Origin of the sequence: Niallia sp. FSL W8-1348, from assembly GCF_038006745.1 — a bacterium.
Taxonomy (GTDB): Bacteria; Bacillota; Bacilli; order Bacillales; family Cytobacillaceae; genus Niallia; species Niallia alba.
This window is the reverse complement of sequence record NZ_JBBOVV010000002.1, coordinates 320546-336523: the sequence shown is the minus strand read 5'-3', so window position 1 is coordinate 336523 and position 15978 is coordinate 320546. Positions and strand designations below refer to the sequence as shown.

Here is a 15978-nt window from a genome sequence, read left to right as displayed (position 1 = left end):
GTGGTCCTATTTTTTTTATGAATCTGGTATCCATCAAAGAAATTTTGTTTGTTTTATTTTAAAATAAAAACTTTCTTACATCTTTACTCGTATGTAATTGTAACAAGTGAGGGAGGATGTACAATGTCTCTTATAGATGTAGCGATACAATCGGCGGGATACGAGCAAAAGAAAGAAATTATTAAGGATATTGATTTTTCGATTGAGAAAGGAGAATTAGTTGGTTTAATTGGGCCGAATGGGGCTGGTAAAAGCACCACGATAAAGAGTCTATTAGGACTAATAGAACATATAGAAGGAAAGATATCATACATAGAGGACTTAAATTATTCTTATTTACCAGAACGACCCATTTTTTATGATGAATTAACATTATGGGAACATCTAGATTTTGTGGCAGCAGTGGAAGGATTAGAAGAAAAACAATACAAGCAAAAAGCAAATGAGTTACTAAATCAGTACAAACTATGGGACTACGCCCATGAAAATCCAACTAAATATTCTAAAGGGATGCAGCAAAAAGCGATGCTTATCCTTGCGATGATCACTAATCCTTTCCTTTATATTATTGATGAGCCATTTATGGGTCTTGATCCAAATGCAATGAAGCTTTTTTTTGAATCGATCGAAATGGAACGAAATCGTGGGGCTGGGATACTAATGTCTACCCATGTGTTAGACACAGCAGAAAAAATTTGTGATCGATTTCTTATAATACATAATGGTCACCTAGTTGCAAAAGGAACGTTAGAGGATATTCGGGGACTGTGTCAGTTACCGGATGGCTCTCTGTATGATTGTTTTCATTTGCTCGCAGAGGATAATGAAAGTGAATAGTAGAAAGCTATTTTTTTCACGGTTGATCAAGAATTGGCGCTATCAATGGAATGTGTTTCGATCCATTGCAGATTGGACGGTAATTATCTATATTCTTGTCCCTGCAGTTATTTTTTGTGGAATCATCTACCGTTCATGGTGGATTGAATTACCTGTTTGGATTCACAACATCCCTTTTATCATACCGTTTTTCTTTTTAGCCGTTCTTGCTTGGATTGGCCATATTCGTACCTATCTTGTCGAAGCGGATAAAGTATTTTTAGTAAAACAACTTGATTTGTTATGGAAATTAAAAATATTAAGTTATTGTAATTCCCTTTTTTGGCAAATCCTTGTTATGGGCGCAGGATTTCTATGCCTCTTACCGTTTTTGCTTCAATATTATTTGTTAAGCTGGCAGGAAATCCTTGTATTATTTGTCTATTTTAATACCTTACATTCTTGCTTTCTATTACTTAAATACCATATCAGAAAAATTGCTTCCATTTTTCAAAAAAGTTTCATTATGTTTTTCCTATTTTTGATATGTATTTGGTCTAGCCAATGGATTTATCGTATCGTTGCTAACCAATATTATGTTCCGGTTTATGTTATTTCAGGTATCCTTCTTATTTTGTCGATTTTCTTTAGTCTAAAAGCCTTACATAAGATAGGTTCTCTTGACTTACATATTGAAATGGAACAGGAACGTAAAACAAGCATGGTTCAGTTTATTTATTTGGCAGCACCTGAAATAGAAAAGCCAGTGATCATGAACAGAAAAAAGCCGCGTACATTCAAAAATTCTAAACGGATTTTTAAAAAACGCACACCATCTAACGGTTTTATCGAATTATTTATTAAAATTATTCTGCGTAATTCTAGTTATTTATATGGCTATTTTATGTTGATTAACAGTACAACATGGGCAATGATTATCGTACCGCCATTATGGCTAAAAATAATTATTTTTATCGGTTTTTCTATCATGATGTATGGATGGTTAATTAGTTTATGGAATAAAGTGTGTCAATACCATCCATTAATGAAAAAGTATATGGAAAGTGATGCCTTTTTTTCTGCAAGGAAAAAGGGCGTAATGGTAATGATTGCTCTTGCTTTAGGAATCGTATTCTTTTTTAACTATGTGGCTTGGTATGTTATGAAGATGGTAGGTGTTTAGATTGTTTAACTTTATTTCAATATTGGAGGTCATATTATGGAACCGAAATGGTTGCAATGGGGAAAACAGCTTCAAGCAATTGCACAAGCAGGTTTAACGTATTCGAAAGATGTATATGATTTGGAAAGATTTGAAGACATCAGGAAATTAAGCATGGAGATAATGTCGGAATATACAAAGATGGATACAACTAGTATACGCGAACTTTTTGCGAATGAAACAGGTTATGCAACTCCGAAGGTAGATATTAGAGCAGTAGTCTTTAAAGATGAGAAAATTTTGATGGTGAAAGAAAAGACAGATAAATCTTGGGCATTACCAGGAGGCTGGGGAGATATTGGCTTAACACCAGCAGAAGTAGCCGTTAAAGAAGTACGAGAAGAATCGGGATATCAAGTAAAAGCGGTAAAACTAATTGCTGTAATGGATAAGAAGTGCCATCCACATCCCCCTTCTCCATATCATGTGTATAAAATGTTTCTTCAGTGTGAGATTGTGGGAGGAGAGGCGAAGGAAGGAATAGAAACTAGTTCGGTCGAATTTTTTTCAGCAGATGCACTTCCTCCTTTATCGATTCCTAGAAATACGGAATCACAAATCCAATTAGCGTTTAAGCATCTTTATAACCCGGGAGAGGCTGTATATTTTGATTGATTACCTAATTTGTCTTAACTAAAATCAATTGGTTGATTTGTAATTTTTAAATAATTAAAATAAGAGAGAAATGAAAAAAATTAGAGGATGGATTATTATGAAAGAAAAAGAAATACAACAATTTCGTCAATCAGACCATGAGATTGATCCCATTTTTTTAAATCGATGGTCTCCCCGTTCATTTTTAAAAAAAGAAGTACCAGAAGAAATGCTAATGCGCTTGTTTGAGGCTGCTCGTTGGGCACCTTCTGCCAATAATTTGCAGCCATGGCGTTTTATTATTGCTCGAACACCAGAAGAACGAGCACTATTCCATTCATTTATTTTTGAAAGAAATTTAGAATGGTGTAAAAATGCTCCAGTATTAGCAGTGCTTATTTCGGATAAACAGAACGGAATGCATGCTTTTGACAGTGGGACAGCATGGGGCTTCTTATCTTTGCAGGCTATTAAAGAAGGTTTGAAAACACATGCGATTGGTGGATTTGATAAGGCAAAGGCTCGAGAAGTCTTAAATATTCCAGAAGAATTTGATATTCAAGTAACTATCGCAATAGGGTATCAAGGCGAAAAAGAGGCATTGTCTGAAGACTTTCAAGCACGAGAGCAACCATCTAATCGTCGTCCTTTATCCGAATCGATTTTAGAAGGGAAGTATAAATAATAAAAAAACAGACGCACTAATGATACAAATGCGTCTGTTTTTTTAGCAAAGACTAATATGATGTTTATTTATTAAATCTTGTAGGGTTGGTCGTTCGTTTCCCTCGCGTCCAATTACATGTGTCGCTGTAATGAGAGAATTTAGCACAGCTTCTTCAGTAGCTTCTCCAACTGCTCTAAAAGCTTTATCTATATCCTCTTCATGAATTGTTGATACAGGCACACTCGAATATGGATTTTCGTGCGGAATTTTTGTGGCTGTAGAAAAACCAATTACTACTTCACCGCTGCCTGTCGTAATGATGGAACCAGTACGAGCGAGTCCAGTGACAGCACGCTTAATAATGCGATTTAATTGTCTCTCTGAAACAGGAAGATCTGTTGCGACTATTATAATGACTGATCCCTTATCCTTATCATTTTTTGCTTGAATAAGATGCTCTTTTAGTTCCTGCCCAATTGGCTTTCCAGCTATCACTAAATCGCTCAATATTCCGAAATTAGTCAAGGTTAAGACACCCAATGTATAGCTACCATGTTTCATATCTATTATACGTGATGACGTACCAATTCCTCCCTTTAAGGAGTAACATAACATGCCGCGACCTGCTCCAATTGAACCTTCCTCAAACGTAGGTGAGGCATTGACAATCGCATCGAAAACATGTTGTTTGGTGATATTTCTTGCTCTTATATCATTCAGGAACATATCATTACATTCACAAACAATCGGATTAACGGTTCCTGTAGTCTTACCGATTTCCGTATTATTATCTAGCATATATTCAATTAATGCATCTGCAGCAGCACCAATGCTTAATGTATTTGTTAAAAGGATAGGGGTTTCGATTGTTCCTAATTCATTTATTTGCATCAAACCCATCGTTTTTCCAAAGCCATTAATAACATGACTTGAAGCAATTACCTTTTCCTTAAATACGTTTCCTTGATGTGGCAATATTGTTGTAACACCTGTTTGTGTATCACCATTTTTTAAGGTAACATGGCCAACTGTAACGCCATCGACATCTGTAATGGCATTTTTGCTTCCAGTTTTTAGTTTACCTATCGTAACTCCATAATCCCGTATCCGCTTTTGTTTGATCATAAATAACCTACCTTCCGTATTGATAGTATTATTTTTTCAAAATGAAAGAAATTTATCAAGTTTTTCACAAACTCATTCGAAATAATTTATAAAAACAGTCGTTTCATCTTGTAAGTGTTTATTAGGAGCGAAAATGGCGAGAGAAACAGCAAGACGAATGGAATATGATATAAAGCTTTAATATGATGAAAACAATAAATGATAAAGATTGCTGGTGAAGCAGTCTTTTTTGTACTTTCCTTCTTTAAATGCTTGCTAAACAATACACTATTCAAAATAAGAACAAATGTTCTCTCATGGTAAAAAACGAATAAAACGGAATGAAAATGAAAGAAAAAGAATAATAAGTTTGACAAAACTTAATAAAACGGAATAATATAAATTTAGATTTTAATGAGAAAGGGTAGCATATGTTAGCGGAGGAAAGAAGACAAAGAATTTTAGAAATTATAGCAAGAGATGGCAAAGTAATCGCCAAAGATTTAGCAGCTAAATTTGAAATGTCCCTTGATTCGATAAGAAGAGACTTATCCATTATGGAAGAACAAGGATTACTGCAAAAAACATATGGTGGTGCCATTCTTCCTGAACCAACACCTAAAGTGCGGACAATGTCGCAACCAGATGCAATTAGATACGGAGCAGGTGCTCCACATGAAAATGCTATATCTAAATTAGCAGCTTCCTGCATTAAAAAAAATGATACTGTTTTTATTGGAGGAGCAGGTATTCATTATGGAATGATGAAATATTTGCCAACTGATTTCCCTTATACAATCATTACCAATTCTCTAAAAATTGCCGAACATATTAGAACACGAGAGAATATTAGTTCCTATTTAATCGGTGGAAAGCTAAGGGGTGTTTCATCTGGTAGTATGATAGATTGTCTGGCTATGGAAATGATGCGTAAATTTTCTTTGGATATTTGTTTTTTAACAGGAGGAGGAATTAACGTAAAAGGTATTAGTACTTCTACTCCTGAAGCTGCAGCATTTGCACAGACAGTTTCCAGTGTTGCCAAAAAAGTGGTATGCTTAGCACCACATGAAAAGATAGGAATTGAAATGTTTATGCAATCCGTACCAATAGAGGATATTGATATCTTCATTACAGATTTAGGCGCTCAGGAAAAAACAATCCAGGAGATAAAAGAGAAGAGACTGAAAGTAATCTTTGCTGATTTACATTAGTTAGAAAGAACGGAATAGGAGATTCATAATGAGATGGATGAAGATAGAAGGACCTTCAAAGCTAGAAGGATCCCTAACAGTACCAGGATCGAAAAATAGTTCACTAGCGATTCTTGCTGCAGCATGCTTAGCTAGTGAGCCAGTAACGTTAAAGAATATCCCAAATATTGCAGATTTTCGTGTATTGCGTGAAATTGGGGAAGAAATTGGATGTGTCATGAATCGAGATATTCTAGGAGATGTTCATATTGACCCAACTAATATAAATAACCCCATTATTGAACCAGAAAAGTCTGGTAAATTTAGAACAGCCTATTATTTTATTGGTGCATTACTTGCTAAATTTGGGAAAGTGTCCCTTGGCTATCCAGGTGGAGATGATTTTGTAAGCAGACCAATTGATCAACATATAAAAGCATTCGAGAAAATGGGAGCTACCTTTACTTTCCATAAAGATTATTATATTGTAGAGGCTACTCGATTAAATGGCGCAACCATTTATTTTGATACAATAACTTCAGGCGCAACCGTTAATAGTACGCTAGCAGCAGTACTAGCTGAAGGAGAAACGATCTTATTAAATGCGGCAAGAGATCCAGAAGTAACGGATACAGCATTATTTTTAAATCAAATGGGTGCAAAAATTACAGGCGCTGGTACGGATACAATTAAAATTAAAGGTGTTAAACAATTAAATGGCTGTAGCTACAGTGTTATTCCCGATCGACTTATTGCAGGAGCTTTTCTCATATCTTCTGGGATTACAGGAGGCACTATTACAGTAGAAGATATCATTCCTGAGCATCTTACATCCTGTCTTACAAAATTAAAAGAAATTGGTGTAGGCATTGAAATAAAGGAAAATAATATTACGTCCTTTTTGGACGGAAGAATTAATGCGACAAGAGTAAGAACTGCTATGTTTCCAGGATTTCCTACAGACTTACAGCAGCCTTTAACCGTATTACTAACACAAGCGAATGGAAGAAGTGTACTGCGGGAAACCGTTTATCCAAACCGATTTAATCATGTATATCAGTTGAATAAAATGGGTGCTAGTATAGAGGTAGCAAATGGAGTAGCGCATATAAAAGGGAAGTCTTCGTTACAAGGCGCATTAGTTAATGCTTCGGATGTTCGTGCAGGAATATGTCTTATGCTTGCAGGAGTAATTGCGGAAGGAACGACAACGATTACAGGAATCGAACATATTGAACGTGGCTACGATGAAGCAGTTACAGCATTTAATAGCCTAGGTGCAAATATTTCATTACATCAGTCTGATGAAATAACCGATGATCTAATGATTGCAGAAGTAAAAAAAATTAATTAGTATATCGAAATTGTATAATCTCACATACTTTAATATAATGATAGATAGATAATAATAACTCTAGCTGATTGGAAAAACCAAAGGCATCCTTTTTAGAGGATACCTTTGGTTTTTTTTCGTTTGTTAGACAATTAATTCTTTCTATGTATCTTGTAAATGTGTAATGAATAATTTTATATTGGAGGAAAACGATGTCTTATAGCTATGTTTCACATTTAGAATGTCCAAAATGCCAGGCTGTGTTAGAGGTGACAGAGGTTCAGCAGCTTTGCGCCTGTGGCTCTCCTTTGTTAGTTCGTTATGATTTAGAGAAAGTAAAGGAGCATGTTTCGAAGGAAAGCATCGGAAGACGACCAACTAGTTTGTGGCGCTATCATGAACTTTTACCAGTTAGTGCAAAAGAGAATATAGTTACATTAGGAGAAGGATGGACGCCGTTAGAAAAAATGCCCCAATTAGGAAAGCATTATCAGCTATCTAATTTATACATAAAGGATGAAGGGATTATTCCAACTGGTTCTTTTAAAACAAGAGGGGCAAGTGTAGGAATTTCCAAAGCGAAAGAGCTCGGGGTTAAACAACTTGCCATGCCGACAAATGGAAATGCTGGCGCTGCATGGGCCCTTTATGCAGCAAAGGCAAACATTAAAGCAACCATTGTTATGCCTGTAGACGCACCTGCAATAACTAGAAAAGAAGTGTTTATTTCTGGAGGAGATTTGCATTTAGTCGATGGACTTATTAGTGATGCTGGCAAAATCGTCGGCAAATTAGTCGCAGATAAAGGGGTATATGATGCTTCTACCTTGAAAGAGCCTTACCGTATCGAAGGAAAGAAAACAATGGGTTATGAGATTGTAGAACAATTTGGTTGGAATGTACCTGATGTTATTTTATATCCAACTGGTGGAGGTGTCGGTATTATTGGCATTTACAAAGCTTTAAAAGAAATGCAAGAGCTCGGCTGGATTTCAGATAATAAACTTCCTAGACTTGTAGCTGTTCAAGCGGAAGGGTGTTCCCCTATTGTGGAAGCTTGGAAAAATGGCGAGACAGAATCTGCTTTTTTTGAAAACTCAGAGACCTGTGCTTTTGGAATAAATGTACCAAAAGCTTTAGGAGATTTCCTTGTGCTAGAAAGCTTATATCATACAAATGGCTGCGCGATTGCTGTTTCAGAAACCGAATTACTTACTGCACAAAAACTAGTTGCTGAGCTTGAAGGTAATTTTATCTGTCCAGAAGGTGCGGCAACCTTTGCCGCTGCTGAAAAGTTAAGAAAAGAAGGGTGGATAAAGGAAGAGGAAGTCGTCGTTTGTTTAAATACTGGTGCAGGAATAAAATATCCAGAAACGGTAGAACTAGCAAATATCCCGACTTTACAGCCAGGAGAGTTTATTGAAAGATAATCCAAGCAAGCTTATTTCATTCTTATTAAAGGGTTAAAAATAACCGCCATTTGTATAGGCGGTTATTTTTAACCCTTTATTTCGGCATTTTATATTGATATTCTACTTCATCCATTGTTTCGTTATACTCCACATATAAGTCATGGCCATTAAAAAACCAAACATCTGTTTCTTCAACATAGAACTGAATCTCTTCTACTGTGACACTAGATATCGCATCAACTGGAGCCTCTATAGAAAATCCTAATGAAAAGTTCTCTTGAACTGGACTATTTCCATATATCATCGGATAAAAGCGCACATGACTTCCCGCTTGTAAACCAACTTCATCCTTAAACCATGTTAACGCAGCATTGCTAATGTGTATATTCAATGTATGTTTCCTCCTTAATAATAAAATGCTGTATTTTCTATTCATTTTCTATCATATCATTTCATTACCTAACAATGTAAATGCTTTATATTTATAAAACTATGTATTATTTCTAAAATCTTTTAGCTGATAAGAAAAGTTAGGAGGGAGGTGAGAGAAGAATTTAAATTTAATGGATAAGATTGGATTTAACGCTGAGTGAGAAATAATCACTTGTCTTATTAATTATTTGAAAAGCAGGATTTAAAAATAACGATTCTAATATCCAGGATAGTTAGAAACTAGTAGAGGCATAAAACTAATTAGTTTTAAACATGGAAATTTTGGGGTATTTATCAAATAATTCTTTATTATTACAAAAAAATAGTTATAATGATAAGGAGTAATATAAAGGAGGATACAAATTGAAGATTTCAGAAATTAAGTATGATGCAAGCGGTGTTTGTCAAGATAGTTGTCGCATTTAACTTGTTTACTAGTGTAAGAACGTAAGGGTAACTACCGCGCTTTGCTTGGTGGCCTTCTCATCAAAGAACAGAATTCATTCTGTTCTTTGATGAGAAGGGAATGGGTAGTTCAAGCTCAGTCGCAGTGGGGCTATTTTGTTCCATCCTTTTCTATCTTGTCCTTTATTGGGTTTAAAGCCACTGAATCATGTGCACTCCAGTCTCTAGTTGAGCGCGTCCAACGTTCTGGATGCTTTTGTTTCGCTAGTTCATAAACTTCTTTGCGCTTTTTCAGTATCCCAATATGCGCACCTGTGTGGCATTGTTCTGGCGTCACAAAATTTATACCACTGTGTAAATGTATACAGTTATACCAATTCACAAATCTTAATGCCCATTCACGTGCAGCCTCAAGTGTTTCAAAGCCTCTGTACGGGAATTCAGGTCGATATTTCAGAGTCCGAAACATTGCTTCAGAATAGGGATTGTCATTACTTACTCTTGGTCTTGAATAAGAGCTTTGGATCCCTAATTTTTCAAGTAATACCTGAAATGTTGCGGCTTTCATGGGACTGCCATTATCGGAATGTAAAACGAGTGGTTTACCTTGGATTTTTTCACTAATAATCGTCTTCTTCATTAAATCTTCAGCGTGTTTTGCCTCCTCTGACTCCCAAATCTCCCAACCTACGATTTTTCTACTAAAAATATCGATAATTAAGTAGAGTCGATAAAACAAGCCTTTCACCGGCCCTTTTAACCACGTTATATCCCATGTCCATACCTGGTTTGGGGCTACTGCTAAATGACTTTCTGGTAATCTACCCTCGGGCTTTTTGCTTCTTCCCCGATGATTTTGCATTTTATGCTCACGAAGAACTCTATAAAAGCTAGATTCGGAGGCGATATAAATGCATTGATCTGCTAATTTTGGCACGATTTGAGTAGGCGGTAGGTCTACAAATTCCTCTTTTTTAACAACCTCCAGTATCTCTTGTTTTTCCTCTATCGTTAATTTATTTTTTGGCTCTGGACGTAACGCAATAGGGCGTTGATCCTCCTTGATTCCACCTTCTGAAATCCAGCGTTCATAGGTGCGAACGCTAATGTTCAATTCTTTACACGCCGGGGCTAATCGCGCACCATTTTGGTTTGCTTCTTGGATGAGTTCTACTGCTAGTGCGCGATCTGACGGGCTGATCATTCGTCCTCTTGGTCCCCCCAGATCGCTTGGGCCTTTTTTCTTAATAGTAATAAGGCTGCAGCTTCTGCCAATGCTTTTTCTTTTTTACGCAAATCTTTCTCTAATGCCTTTCCTCGCTTTTTCTCCTCTTTTAATTCTTGATTTAACTGCTTTGTTTGACTAGATTCTCGCCCATTTGCATTAAGGCATGAATCTCGCCATGCGTCAATCTGTTCTTTATAAAGTCCCTTTTTTCGACAATACTCCGCTAGCTCCGCACCATTCATTGAGTATGTTTCCATAACTATGAGAAACTTATCTTCACTGCTCCAGTGTTCAGAACTTTGTCCATCTCCGGGTGTGGGGTTTCCAGATGATCTAGCCTCTTTTCTCCACTTGTAAAGCGTGGGTTCAGTAATGCCCAACTCTTCACTTAATTGGCCAACCGATTCATTAGTGGGGGGCATCATTCTCTTAATAATTGATGCTTTCTCTTCCTTTGTATAACGTTTACCATTATTACTTTTCATGTCGATCAACCTCCGTGTATGATTTAAACTATACACTAAAGTTCCCTACGACATCTATCCTAACAGAGGGGGCAAGACAATCATTGAAAGGAGAATGGGGAAAGGTAGTAGGACTTACTTTCTTATATCTTGTTTTAAGTGCTGGTATAAATCTCTCGATTGAAATATATGCTAGTGGCGGATTCATAAACTGGTTAAATCAAGAATACACACCACCACTTGCATCGATATTAACTGCCATTATTAGTGTTATATTAATACCTTTATCTATAGCAATAGTATGGTTTTATCTAGATCTTGTTAGAGAAAAAAATGCGGAGATTTCACAAGTTTTCACTATTTATACAGACGTAAAGGTAATGTTAAAAGTGATAGGTGCGTCTATCATGGTAGGTATTTTTACTTTTTTATGGTCCTTATTATTAATAATTCCTGGAATTATTAAAGGTCTAGCATATTCACAAACTTTTATGTTATTAAAAGATCATCCAGAATATTCGATTTTCGAAGCAATTACAGAAAGCAGAAGAAGAATGCATGGATACAAGTGGAAATATTTCTTATTAAATTTAAGCTTTATTGGTTGGGGCATTTTATGTCTAATTTCATTAGGGATAGGTTTTTTATGGTTAACTCCATATGTTTATGCATCTAATGCAACTTTTTATCAGAATTTAATTGCTGATACCGATGAAAAAGAAATACTTTAATTTTAATAATGAATTTCTACAACAACCGAAAAACATTGTCACAATGATGATTTTCGGTTGTTGTATTTTTAATTGAAGGTGAAGGTTAATAATAAAAAAAATTTAATTTTGTCTCACTATCTAAAGTATACTTTAATATGAGATGTGATTTAGCGAGTTTTAAATTGCTGTGTATAATATATATTATGTTCGGGGCGTTATAATAAATATAAGAATATAGTAAAACTACATTCTCTCTACTCTATTCTTATACTGTTTATCTTTAATATTAGTTAAATCAATAAATTTCGTACTATATTCAATGATATCATTCATATATAATTGGTGTGATTTTGCAAATTGTTTTGCATCTTCAAGCAATTGCTTATCATAAGTTGTTTTATACTGAACACGATCTTTTGGTCTAGATTCCTTAGAGAATTCTACAATTCCGGTTGTTAATAAATTTTTAAGTCCGTTTTCAATTAAATAATTAATATGTGTATCGTATTCTTCAGACATTCGATTTAATTTATTAATGATTTCTTTACTAATATTAGTTCTGAATTTAATCCTTGTTTGATCTGTTTCTTGAATCAATTTTCCGTTTACTAATCTCCACAAAATGGTAATCCTCCTATAATAATGAATATTTCTTGTGTTTGCTGTTAATCCTTAGATCCAACTCTCTTTAAAATCCTCTATATATTTTCTAATATTTGTAGGCGTTTTGCCTGTTACTTTTTCATAATCATGCTTAATTCCTTTTGCAAGGCCAAGTTTTGTCTGCATATGAACACCAACGACAACATTTACAAATCCTTCATCTTCACCTATTTTCTTCATATATTCCCTAAATTCTTTGACTGATGGGTTTGTATATTGAATTTTTACTCCAAGCACTTCGGTCATTATACTTGCAACATCAAAAAAGTCGAGAGCTTCATTCCCTGTTACGGCATAAATTTGGTTTTTATGCTTTCCTTCATTAACTAGCGTTAAAGCAGAGATTTCAGCAAGATCTCTAGTATCAATAAAGCTTGTTTTCCCTTTACCTGCTGGAACAAAGATACGTTGTCTTTCTTTAATTTCCTTACAAAGAAAATCATTTAAATTTTGCATAAAATATCCGGCGCGAACAAATGTATAAGGTATGTTATAGCTTTTTATTAGCTTTTCCATTTTGTAATGGTGGATAAATGGCATGAATTGGACGTCTTTTAACGATAAATAGGTAATGTGTTTAATCTCTTTATCCTTTGCCTTTTCTAAAAAAGTAGCGAATGGAAGGTTTTCACCAGGTGGGTACATTAAAAAAATGCGGTCAATATTTTCAAGAGCCCCATCAAATGTAGTTGGATCTGAAAAATCAAGACTAACGTATTCATATATATCACCAAACTTAGCTCTAGCTCTTTCAACATTTCGAACCCCACATAATATTGGTATATCTATGTCTTTTAAATAGTTAGCAACCTGTAATCCAACTTTTCCCGTAAAACCTGTTACTAAAATCTTCATCATATATCTCCCCTGTTGTTATAACTATCTATTCTATCTGAGATCTTATTTAACATGCGTATTGTGTTTAATAGCTCTTCTTCAGAAAAATCATGCAAAATGTATTGATACAACTCAACATGCTCTCTTTTTTTGCTTTGTACAAGTTTTTTTCCTTTTTCAGATAAAACTAAAGTGACAACTCTTCGGTCTATTTTACTTCGGTTCCTTTCAATTAATCCTAAGTTTTCAAGCTTATCAGCAATGCCAGTTGCAGCACCTGATGTCACACCAAAATGCTCTGATATTTCCCTTGTTCTAATTTCACCTTTATTTTGAATCATAAAAAGAAATATCATTAAGTTATGGGTAATCACTCCTTCATCTCTAGGCTTCATAATTGAAACACTTACTTCACTTGCTCTTTTTAATGAAGTTAATAAATTTTCAAAGATGTTCATACAATGGACCTTCCTTTATAAATACTTTAGTAACTAAGATACTTTATTTTTAAGTATATTACTAATTAAGATAATATTCAAGTTGTAACGGTAAGTAATGAAGATGATATCTTCAAGGATAATGATCAATGATCAAATAATGAAAGCCGGTGGAATCCTACGAAGAGTAAAATTCCACCGGCTTTTTCATCTCAGAGGAGGTCTTGTCCCAGTCTCATATGAATTGTTTTACCTATTAACTTTGATAAAATGATAAATTAAGGTTTTATAATCTTCTTTCACTCGAGGAATAGTTACACCAGCATAATTAAGTTCACTACCAGAATACATTCTACCAGTGTCCATTTCCTTATATGTTGCATAATCATCTAGATAATTAACAGGTAAATAGTTTACTGGTACAGCAGGACGAGCTACTCCGTTAAAATAAATGACTATTGCTTCTTCCTCATTTTTAAACATCCAAGCCGTTTCAAAATATTCTCCTGGGGACTTTAATCGATAAAATTCCCCAAATTGAAATAGTTTTCTATGCTGTTTATAAAAGGATATTTGGTTTTCTATTTCTGTGAGTTCCTCTTTTGATACATCCATTAAGTTAAGTTCATAACCAAAATTGGCACTCATTGCTACTAAACCTCTAGTTTCAAGAGAGGTTATCCTTCCTACTTGATGATTCGGTACAGGTGAAACATGTGCGGCCATCATAATGGGAGGATAAAGCAAACTGTATCCATATTGGATTTTTGTCCTACATAAGGCATCTGTATTATCGCTCGTCCAATTTTGGGCCATGTAATACATCATTCCAGGATCAAATCTTCCCCCTCCACTTGAACAATTTTCAAATAGTACATTGGGAAATTGTTTCACTAGCTTCTCGAGAATTCGATATAAGCCAAGTATATATCGATGACTTATCTCTCCTTGTTGATCTTTAGGGAAGGCTGCACTCCCAATATCGGTTAAATGACGGTTCATATCCCATTTAATATAATCAATTTTGCCTGTTTCTAAATGTTCTGTTAATACATTTATTAAAAAGTCTTGCACTTCACGATTTGATAAATCTAGGACTAGCTGTCTTCTTCCTTCTAAAGGTGAATATGCAGGGCTATGTATAACCCAATCAGAGTTTGCTTTAAATAGTTCGCTATTTCTTGAAATCATTTCTGGTTCAAACCATAAACCAAATTTCATTCCTTTATTTCTCACCATCTCAGCTAAGCCAGCTATTCCGTTCGGTAACTTTTCCTTATTCTCCTTCCAATCTCCAAGCGAGGAAGTATCATCCATTCTGTTGCCGAACCACCCATCATCTAAAACAAACATTTCCATGCCGACCTGTGATGCTAATTCAGCTAATTTTTCACATTTTTCTTCTGATATATCAAAGTAATTAGCTTCCCACGTATTTAATAGAATCGGTCGTTCGCGATTTCGAAAGGGCTTTGGACATAGATGTTCTTGATAGAGTTTATGAAAAGTGTTGCTCATATGATTTAATCCCTGATTAGAATAAACCATCACAGCTTCTGGTGTTTCAAATTTACCTCCAGGTGAAAGCTTCCATGAAAATCCTTCTGCATTTATGCCGAGCTGTACTCGTGATGAACCATATTGTTCTACTTCTACTTGTGCTTGAAAATTCCCACTATAAATGAGATGAAATGCACGTGCTTCTCCACTAAATTCATCTGTATTTGGGTTTAAAAGTGCTAAAAATGGTTGATGTTGTGGACTACTTACACCACGAGTACTTTCTATTTTTTGAATACCATTATGCAATCTCCTTCTGCTAATGTTTGCCTCATTCGTATGGGACCCGTAAAGAGTTAACAAATCAAAAGTAGTTGACGCGATATCTACTTGAAGACTTCCTGCATTGTCAAGGAATACTTCTTGATTACCGTAATTTAAGAATGTTACATGTCGTGTTATTACAGGTAGTTGTTCATAAAGATGATAGAAAAGCTTCATTTCCAACTTCTGAATATCATCATAAAGGGTAATAGTCAGTGTAGTAACTTCTGAATCTTTGCCTTCTAATGTGGGTAACCCCTCTATGCGCTTTTTCCCAGTTTGAATTTCGAATTTCTTATAAGAAAAATCTGTTCGTGTATGATTCGTATGAGAACGTATTGTATAATTCGAGATTCGGTGATCACCGCTTTGTTGCGTACTTGTTTCCAGAGGTAGTGCATTTAAGCTAAACACTCTCTCATCAGGAATTGGATTAGTTGCAAAACCACGATCAATCATTTGAAGCTGGGTGCTGCCATTAAAACTTTCTAATCTTCTACCCCAATAACGATGGGTGACGTATTTTTCTTTTTCTATTGAAATCACATAACTCAATATTTCGTTTTGTAGATGGAGTGTTTTTCCATCTTTTTCAAGAAAAATAGGCAAATTAATACCTCCTATAAACAAGTTG

14 protein-coding genes and 1 pseudogene are annotated in these 15978 nt (G+C 35.1%); 8 read left to right on the top strand and 7 right to left on the bottom strand.

Going from position 1 to position 15978, the window contains the following annotated elements:
- Window positions 1-123: 123 nt before the first annotated feature.
- From NST60_RS20080 to NST60_RS20065, 4 genes are all read left to right on the top strand, one after another.
- A complete protein-coding gene (locus NST60_RS20080) occupies window positions 124-837 on the top strand; it encodes an ABC transporter ATP-binding protein (RefSeq protein WP_341100007.1) in 714 nt (237 codons plus the stop codon).
- Complete coding sequence (locus NST60_RS20075; protein ID WP_341100006.1) at window positions 830-1999, top strand: ABC transporter permease; 1170 nt, start codon at window positions 830-832, stop codon at window positions 1997-1999. Before NST60_RS20080 ends, NST60_RS20075 begins: the two co-directional genes overlap by 8 nt.
- A gap of 36 nt (window positions 2000-2035) precedes the next feature.
- Window positions 2036-2653, top strand: a complete 618-nt coding sequence (locus NST60_RS20070; RefSeq protein ID WP_016203675.1) for an NUDIX hydrolase — start codon at window positions 2036-2038, stop codon at window positions 2651-2653.
- 97 nt (window positions 2654-2750) lie between these two features.
- On the top strand, window positions 2751-3317 hold the full coding sequence (locus tag NST60_RS20065) for a nitroreductase family protein (RefSeq protein ID WP_101731124.1): 567 nt from the start codon (window positions 2751-2753) through the stop codon (window positions 3315-3317).
- Window positions 3318-3359: 42 nt separating this feature from the next.
- On the opposite strand, the gene NST60_RS20060 is transcribed toward NST60_RS20065, so the two are convergent.
- Window positions 3360-4424 (bottom strand): DmpA family aminopeptidase, encoded by a 1065-nt coding sequence (locus NST60_RS20060; protein WP_169188640.1) that lies wholly within the window; start codon window positions 4422-4424, stop codon window positions 3360-3362.
- A 410-nt stretch (window positions 4425-4834) separates the two neighbouring features.
- On the opposite strand from NST60_RS20060, the gene NST60_RS20055 reads away from it, so the two are divergent.
- The 3 genes from NST60_RS20055 to NST60_RS20045 all read left to right on the top strand — a co-directional run bounded on the left by NST60_RS20055 (window position 4835) and on the right by NST60_RS20045 (window position 8359).
- Window positions 4835-5617 (top strand): DeoR/GlpR family DNA-binding transcription regulator, encoded by a 783-nt coding sequence (locus NST60_RS20055; protein WP_169188639.1) that lies wholly within the window; start codon window positions 4835-4837, stop codon window positions 5615-5617.
- Window positions 5618-5645: 28 nt separating this feature from the next.
- Window positions 5646-6950, top strand: coding sequence for a UDP-N-acetylglucosamine 1-carboxyvinyltransferase (gene murA / locus NST60_RS20050; protein WP_169188638.1), 1305 nt, complete (start codon window positions 5646-5648; stop codon window positions 6948-6950).
- Between the two features lie 191 nt (window positions 6951-7141).
- A complete protein-coding gene (locus NST60_RS20045) occupies window positions 7142-8359 on the top strand; it encodes a threonine synthase (protein WP_169188637.1) in 1218 nt (405 codons plus the stop codon).
- Window positions 8360-8435: 76 nt separating this feature from the next.
- On the opposite strand, the gene NST60_RS20040 is transcribed toward NST60_RS20045, so the two are convergent.
- Together NST60_RS20040 and NST60_RS20035 are read right to left on the bottom strand one after the other, a co-directional pair.
- Window positions 8436-8732, bottom strand: a complete 297-nt coding sequence (locus tag NST60_RS20040; RefSeq protein ID WP_101731129.1) for a HesB/YadR/YfhF family protein — start codon at window positions 8730-8732, stop codon at window positions 8436-8438.
- 597 nt (window positions 8733-9329) lie between these two features.
- Window positions 9330-10891 (bottom strand): annotated as a pseudogene (locus NST60_RS20035) (IS3 family transposase).
- Between the two features lie 14 nt (window positions 10892-10905).
- Between NST60_RS20035 and NST60_RS20030 the strand changes: the two are divergent.
- Entirely contained in the window at window positions 10906-11601 is a 696-nt protein-coding gene (locus NST60_RS20030; protein WP_341100005.1) for a DUF975 family protein, read from the top strand.
- Window positions 11602-11826: 225 nt separating this feature from the next.
- Here NST60_RS20030 and NST60_RS20025 read toward each other — a convergent pair whose 3' ends face one another.
- From NST60_RS20025 to NST60_RS20010, 4 genes are all read right to left on the bottom strand, one after another.
- Window positions 11827-12204: a hypothetical protein gene (locus NST60_RS20025; RefSeq protein WP_016203684.1), complete on the bottom strand. Its 378-nt coding sequence runs from the start codon at window positions 12202-12204 to the stop codon at window positions 11827-11829.
- Between the two features lie 51 nt (window positions 12205-12255).
- Window positions 12256-13101 (bottom strand): SDR family oxidoreductase, encoded by an 846-nt coding sequence (locus NST60_RS20020; protein WP_341100321.1) that lies wholly within the window; start codon window positions 13099-13101, stop codon window positions 12256-12258.
- Window positions 13101-13541: a MarR family winged helix-turn-helix transcriptional regulator gene (locus tag NST60_RS20015; protein WP_016203686.1), complete on the bottom strand. Its 441-nt coding sequence runs from the start codon at window positions 13539-13541 to the stop codon at window positions 13101-13103. The genes NST60_RS20020 and NST60_RS20015 overlap by 1 nt, the downstream gene beginning before the upstream one ends.
- Before the next feature lie 228 nt (window positions 13542-13769).
- Window positions 13770-15953: an alpha-galactosidase gene (locus NST60_RS20010; RefSeq protein WP_169188636.1), complete on the bottom strand. Its 2184-nt coding sequence runs from the start codon at window positions 15951-15953 to the stop codon at window positions 13770-13772.
- Window positions 15954-15978 lie beyond the last annotated feature (25 nt).

What these genes read in the sequence shown, in the direction of transcription:
- NST60_RS20055 (WP_169188639.1), top strand. Translation starts at nt 4,835, where the DNA reads ATGTTAGCGGAGGAAAGAAGACAAAGAATTTTAGAAATTATAGCAAGA.
- NST60_RS20020 (WP_341100321.1), bottom strand. Translation starts at nt 13,101, where the DNA reads ATGAAGATTTTAGTAACAGGTTTTACGGGAAAAGTTGGATTACAGGTT.
- NST60_RS20070 (WP_016203675.1), top strand. Translation starts at nt 2,036, where the DNA reads ATGGAACCGAAATGGTTGCAATGGGGAAAACAGCTTCAAGCAATTGCA.
- NST60_RS20045 (WP_169188637.1), top strand. Translation starts at nt 7,142, where the DNA reads ATGTCTTATAGCTATGTTTCACATTTAGAATGTCCAAAATGCCAGGCT.
- NST60_RS20080 (WP_341100007.1), top strand. Translation starts at nt 124, where the DNA reads ATGTCTCTTATAGATGTAGCGATACAATCGGCGGGATACGAGCAAAAG.
- NST60_RS20015 (WP_016203686.1), bottom strand. Translation starts at nt 13,541, where the DNA reads ATGAACATCTTTGAAAATTTATTAACTTCATTAAAAAGAGCAAGTGAA.
- NST60_RS20065 (WP_101731124.1), top strand. Translation starts at nt 2,751, where the DNA reads ATGAAAGAAAAAGAAATACAACAATTTCGTCAATCAGACCATGAGATT.
- NST60_RS20060 (WP_169188640.1), bottom strand. Translation starts at nt 4,424, where the DNA reads ATGATCAAACAAAAGCGGATACGGGATTATGGAGTTACGATAGGTAAA.
- murA (WP_169188638.1), top strand. Translation starts at nt 5,646, where the DNA reads ATGAGATGGATGAAGATAGAAGGACCTTCAAAGCTAGAAGGATCCCTA.